This is a genomic window from Streptomyces sp. NPDC055506 (assembly GCF_053643595.1).
Window position 1 is genome coordinate 66808 of the sequence record NZ_JBSHKH010000034.1, and the last position, 5974, is coordinate 72781.

4 protein-coding genes are annotated in these 5974 nt (G+C 70.3%); all 4 read left to right on the forward strand.

Annotated features, from left to right (window positions below; all coding sequences use genetic code 11):
* The first annotated feature begins 173 nt into the window (after window positions 1-173).
* The 4 genes from ACWIF2_RS15885 to ACWIF2_RS15900 all read left to right on the forward strand — a co-directional run bounded on the left by ACWIF2_RS15885 (window position 174) and on the right by ACWIF2_RS15900 (window position 5852).
* A complete protein-coding gene (locus tag ACWIF2_RS15885; protein WP_189725003.1) occupies window positions 174-479 on the forward strand; it encodes a YtxH domain-containing protein in 306 nt (101 codons plus the stop codon).
* Window positions 480-633: 154 nt separating this feature from the next.
* Window positions 634-2085 (forward strand): xylulokinase, encoded by a 1452-nt coding sequence (locus ACWIF2_RS15890; RefSeq protein ID WP_454360906.1) that lies wholly within the window; start codon window positions 634-636, stop codon window positions 2083-2085.
* Window positions 2086-2190: 105 nt separating this feature from the next.
* Window positions 2191-3924 (forward strand): ABC transporter ATP-binding protein, encoded by a 1734-nt coding sequence (locus tag ACWIF2_RS15895; protein WP_454360908.1) that lies wholly within the window; start codon window positions 2191-2193, stop codon window positions 3922-3924.
* Window positions 3924-5852, forward strand: coding sequence for an ABC transporter ATP-binding protein (locus tag ACWIF2_RS15900; RefSeq protein WP_454360910.1), 1929 nt, complete (start codon window positions 3924-3926; stop codon window positions 5850-5852). The genes ACWIF2_RS15895 and ACWIF2_RS15900 overlap by 1 nt, the downstream gene beginning before the upstream one ends.
* Window positions 5853-5974 lie beyond the last annotated feature (122 nt).

Sequence of the window (5974 nt, forward strand, 5' to 3'; positions counted from 1 at the left end):
GAGCTACCGAGGAATGCCTCGTTGCATCGAACGTACCTACCTGGGTATCCGCCAGGGGGCGCTCGCTCGCTGCGACACATACATTAGCGCAAGCAGGGGGGTGCTCCGCCAATCGGTACCCCGCGGGGCGCCGACACCGCACCGGAGACCTACGCAAGGGAAGGGTGGCCGCCATGCGTTACCGGCTCACGTTCGTCGCCGGAGTCGTCCTGGGTTACGTGCTGGGCACGAGGGCCGGACGCGAGCGCTACGAACAGCTGAAGAAGACGGCCCAGCAGTTCGCGCAGAACCCGGCCGTCCGCAACACCGCGGAGTCGGCGGCCCACCAGGGCCGTGAGTTCGCGGGCAAGGCGTACCACGTGGTGAGCGACAAGGTCGGGGACCGCGTCCCCGAGTCGGTCGCCGACCGGGTCCGCCACCTCCGCGACCGCGCCACCCACAACGGCGGCGAAGACGACTGGGGCACAAGCAACACGTAACAGTTCCTTCTCAGACGCCAGGCACACCCCGCTCCCTCAAGGGGCGCGGGGAACTGCGCGACCAGCCACGACGAGGGCCGCACCCAGAAGCCGGCACGGGGCCCCACGGCGCCCACCGCCCCGGCCAGCGCAGCGGTACGGCAGAATTTTGGCCATGGGGATAGTCGCCGGGTTGGACAGTTCGCCCGATTTCACTCGTATCGTCGTCTGTGACACGGACTCCGGAGCCGTGCTCAGGCAGGGATATGCGCAGCATCCGGTGGAGAGCCCCGAGGGCGGCGGCCGGCCGTCCGACGTCGACCCGCAGGCCTGGCTGCTGTCCCTGGGCGAGGCGGCGGGCGGCGGGCTCCTCGAAGGCGTGCAGGCCATCGGCGTGTCGGCGCAGCAGAACGCCGTCGTGCCGCTGGACGCGCAGGGCAACACCGTGCGACCGGCGATGGTCGGCAGCGACAAGCGGACGCAGGTCGCGGCGGCCGATCTGGTCGACGCGCTCGGCGGGCGCGAGGCGTGGGCGCAGGCGGTGGGCTGTGTGCCGCAGGCCGCGCAGCCGGTGACGAAGCTGCGCTGGCTGGCCCGGACCGAGCCCGAGAACGCGCAGCGCACCGCGATCCTCCTGCAGGCGCACGACTGGCTGGTGTGGCAGTTGCTGGGGAGGCCGGTCAGAAGAACCACCGACCGGGGCGGGGCGTCCGGCACCGGGTACTGGTCGGCGGCGACCGGCGGCTACCGGCCCGATCTCGTCGAGCTGGCGCTCGGGCAGCAGGTGATGCTGCCGGAGGTGATCGGCCCGGCGGACGCGGCGGGCCGGACGCCGGAGGGGCTGCTGATCTCCGTAGGGACCGGCGAGACCATGGCGGCGGCGTTCGGGCTGGGCATCGGCCTCGGGGACGCGGTCGTGTCGCTGGGGGCGTCCGGGTCCGTGATGGCCGTACACCCCGAGGCGCTGGTCGACGGGTCCGGGATGATCACCGCGCTGGCCGACGCGACCGGCATGCATCTGCCGGTCGTCACCACGTTGAACGCCGTACGGACGCTGCGCGGGACCGCCGAGCTGCTCGGGCTGCCCGATCTGGAGAGCCTGTCCGACCTGGCGATGAAGTCGACGCCGGGGTCGCACGGGCTGGTGCTGCTGCCCTATCTGGAGGGTGAGCGGACGCCTAACCTGCCGCACACCGCCGGGACCCTGGCGGGGCTCCGGCGTGAGTCGATGAAGGCGGAGCATCTGGCGCGGGCCGCGTTCGAGGGCATGCTGTGCGGGCTCGCGGACGCGCTGGACGTGCTGCGCGGCCGGGGTGTCGAGGTCCGGCGGGTCTTCCTGCTCGGGTCGGCCGCCGAACTGCCCGCCGTGCAGGCCGCCGCGCCCTCGCTGTTCGGGACGCAGGTCGTGGTGCCGCAGCCCGCCGACTACGCCGCGATCGGCGCCGCCCGCCAGGCCGCGTGGGCCCTCGGCGTGTCGCAGGGTGCCCTCGACGCGCGCACCCCACCGGCCTGGCAGGGCGCGGTCGCGCAGGTGCTGGAGCCGGGCGAGGACCTGGCGGTGGGCCAGGCGGTGCGGCAGCAGTTCGTGGCGGTACGGGAGCAGACGCACCCGGGGGCGCTCCGGTAGCGGGCCCCTGTTGGGTTAATTCGGTTGAGGTAACGCGGGTGGAGTGTTCGACGATAGGGGCCAGGGGCAACCATCCGCCCCGTCGCCCACTCCGAGAGAAGCAGCGTGCTCATACGACTTCTGCGGACCTATCTCAGGCCCTACAAGAGACCCATAGCCCTGCTGGTGCTGCTGCAGTTCCTGCAGACCTGCGCCACGCTCTACCTGCCCACGCTGAACGCGGACATCATCGACCAGGGTGTCGTGAACGGCGACACCGGCTACATCGTGGGCTACGGCGGTCTGATGATCGGCATCTCGCTGGTCCAGGTCGTGTGCAACATCGGTGCCGTGTACTACGGCGCCCGTACGGCCTCGGCGCTCGGGCGGGACCTGCGGGCGTCCGTGTTCGACCGGGTGCAGTCGTTCTCCTCGCGTGAGCTGGGGCACTTCGGGGCGCCGTCGCTGATCACCCGTACGACGAACGACGTCCAGCAGGTGCAGATGCTGGCGCTGATGACGTTCACGCTGCTGGTGTCGGCGCCGATCATGTGCGTGGGCGGCATCGTGCTGGCGCTCGGCCTGGACGTTCCGCTGTCCGGGGTGCTGGTGGCGGTCGTGCCGGTGCTGGGCATCTGCGTGACGCTGATCGTGCGGCGGCTGCGGCCGCTGTTCCGGGCGATGCAGGATCGTCTCGACACGGTGAACCGGGTGCTGCGCGAGCAGATCACCGGCAACCGGGTGATCCGCGCCTTCGTCCGGGACGAGTACGAGCAGCAGCGCTTCCGGAAGGCCAATACCGATCTGACCGAGTTCGCGCTGGGCACCGGAAATCTGCTCGCGCTGATGTTCCCGATCGTCATGACGGTGGTGAACCTGTCGTCGATCGCCGTGGTGTGGTTCGGCGCGCACCGCATCGACAGCGGCGGGATGCAGATCGGCGACCTGACGGCGTTCCTCGCCTATCTGATGCAGATCGTCATGTCCGTGATGATGGCCACCTTCATGTTCATGATGGTGCCGCGCGCGGAGGTGTGCGCCGAGCGCATCCAGGAGGTGCTGGACACCTCCTCCAGCGTCGTACCGCCGTCGGCGCCCGTACGGGAGCTGCGCCGGCACGGGCATCTGGAGATCCGGGGGGCCGGCTTCCGCTATCCGGGTGCCGAGGAGCCGGTGCTGCGGTCCGTGGACCTGCTCGCCCGGCCGGGCGAGACGACCGCCGTCATCGGCTCGACCGGCAGCGGCAAGTCCACGCTGCTCGGGCTGGTGCCGCGGCTGTTCGACGCGACCGACGGGCAGGTGCTCGTGGACGGTGTCGGGGTGGCGGAGATCGATCCGGTGCTGCTCGCGCGGACCGTCGGGCTGGTGCCGCAGAAGCCGTATCTGTTCGCGGGCACGGTGGCGACGAATCTGCGCTACGGCAATCCGGACGCCACCGACGAGGAGCTGTGGCACGCGCTGGAGGTGGCGCAGGGCAAGGAGTTCGTCGAGCGTCTGGAGGGCGGGCTCGACGCGCCGATCGCGCAGGGCGGGACGAATGTCTCCGGCGGTCAGCGGCAGCGGCTCGCCATCGCCCGGACCCTGGTGCAGCGGCCCGAGATCTATCTCTTCGACGACTCCTTCTCCGCGCTCGACTACGCCACGGACGCCGCCCTGCGGGCCGCGCTGGCGCAGGAGACCGCCGAGGCGACCGTCGTGATCGTCGCCCAGCGGGTGGCGACCATCCGGGACGCCGACCGGATCGTCGTCCTCGACGAGGGCCGGGTCGTCGGCACCGGCCGGCACCACGAGCTGATGGCGGACAACGAGACCTACCGGGAGATCGTGCTCTCCCAGCTCACGGAAGCGGAGGCTGCCTGATGGCCGGGCCGATGGGGCGGATGATGGCCGGGGGCGGCCCCGACCAGCGCTCGCTGGACTTCAAGGGGTCGGGCAAACGCCTGGTCGCGCGGTTCCGGCCGGAGCGGCTGACCATCTGTGTGCTGCTGCTGTGCGTGGTGCTGAGCGTCGGCCTCAGCGTCGTCGGGCCGAAGATCCTCGGCAAGGCGACCGACCTGGTCTTCGCGGGCATCGTCGGGCGGGGCATGCCCGAGGGGGCGAGCAAGGAGCAGGTCCTCGACTCCATGCGGCAGCGCGGGGACGGTGACGTCGCCGACATGCTGCGCAGCACCGACTTCACCCCGGGCGAGGGCATCGACTTCACGTCCGTGGGGCATGTGCTGCTGCTCGCGCTGGGCGTGTTCATGGTGGCGGGGCTGCTGATGGCGGTGGCGACGCGGCTGGTGAACCGGGCCGTGAACCGGACCATGTTCCGGATGCGCGAGGACGTGCAGACGAAGCTGTCGCGGCTGCCGCTGTCGTACTTCGACAAGCGTCAGCGCGGCGAGGTGCTGTCCCGGGCGACGAACGACATCGACAACATCGGGCAGACCCTCCAGCAGTCGATGGGGCAGCTCATCAACTCGGTGCTGACCATCATCGGCGTCCTCGCGATGATGTTCTGGGTCTCCTGGATCCTGGCGCTGGTCGCGCTGGTGACCGTGCCGCTGTCGTTCGTCATCGCCACGCGCGTGGGCAAGCGGTCGCAGCCGCACTTCGTGCAGCAGTGGCGTACGACGGGCAAGCTCAACGCGCACATCGAGGAGATGTACACCGGGCACACCCTGGTGAAGGTGTTCGGGCGGCAGCAGGAGTCGGCCGAGCAGTTCGCCGAGCAGAACGAGGCGCTGTACGAGGCCGGGTTCCGGGCGCAGTTCAACAGCGGGGTGATGCAGCCGCTGATGATGTTCGTGTCGAATCTCAACTATGTGCTGGTCGCGGTCGTCGGCGGGCTGCGGGTCGCCTCGGGCTCGCTGTCCATCGGTGATGTGCAGGCCTTCATCCAGTACTCGCGGCAGTTCTCGATGCCGCTGACGCAGGTCGCGTCGATGGCGAACCTGGTGCAGTCGGGTGTCGCCTCGGCGGAGCGGGTCTTCGAGCTGCTGGACGCGGAGGAGCAAGGGGCCGATCCGGTGCCGGGTGTGCGGCCCGAGGAGTTGCGCGGGCTGGTGGCGCTGGAGCGTGTGTCGTTCCGCTACGACCCCGAGAAGCCGCTGATCGAGGACCTGTCGCTGAAGGTCGAGCCGGGGCAGACGGTGGCCATCGTCGGGCCGACAGGGGCCGGCAAGACGACGCTGGTGAATCTGCTGATGCGGTTCTACGACGTCACGGGCGGGCGCATCACCCTCGACGGGGTCGACATCGCGCGGATGTCCCGGGACGAACTGCGGGCCGGGATCGGCATGGTGCTCCAGGACACCTGGCTGTTCGGCGGCACGATCGCGGAGAACATCGCGTACGGGGCGTCCCGGAAGGTGACCCGGGGGGAGATCGAGGAGGCGGCCCGGGCCGCGCACGCGGACCGGTTCATCCGTACGCTGCCGGACGGGTACGACACGGTGATCGACGACGAGGGGACCGGGGTCAGCGCGGGCGAGAAGCAGCTGATCACCATCGCCCGGGCGTTCCTGTCCGACCCGGTGATCCTGGTGCTGGACGAGGCGACGTCGTCGGTCGACACCCGGACCGAGGTGCTGATCCAGAAGGCCATGGCGAAGCTGGCGCACGGGCGTACGTCGTTCGTCATCGCGCACCGGCTGTCGACGATCCGGGACGCGGACGCGATTCTCGTGATGGAGAACGGGGCGATCGTGGAGCAGGGGACGCACGGGGAGCTGCTGGCGTCGGACGGGGCCTATGCGCGGTTGTACAAGGCTCAGTTCGCGCAAGCGGTGGCGGAGGTCGACTGAGTCGCCTTCCGGGGTGCCATGTGGTGTCGTGTGGCGCCTGCGGGCCGGTGGGGGTGGTTCGCGCAGTTCCCCGCGCCCCTGAAGGGACGTCAGCTGCACGGGCCTCAAGGGGCGCGGGGAAC

Coding starts and splice junctions, on each gene's coding strand:
- ACWIF2_RS15885 (WP_189725003.1), top strand. CDS start 174: ATGCGTTACCGGCTCACGTTCGTCGCCGGAGTCGTCCTGGGTTACGTG.
- ACWIF2_RS15890 (WP_454360906.1), top strand. CDS start 634: ATGGGGATAGTCGCCGGGTTGGACAGTTCGCCCGATTTCACTCGTATC.
- ACWIF2_RS15900 (WP_454360910.1), top strand. CDS start 3,924: ATGGCCGGGCCGATGGGGCGGATGATGGCCGGGGGCGGCCCCGACCAG.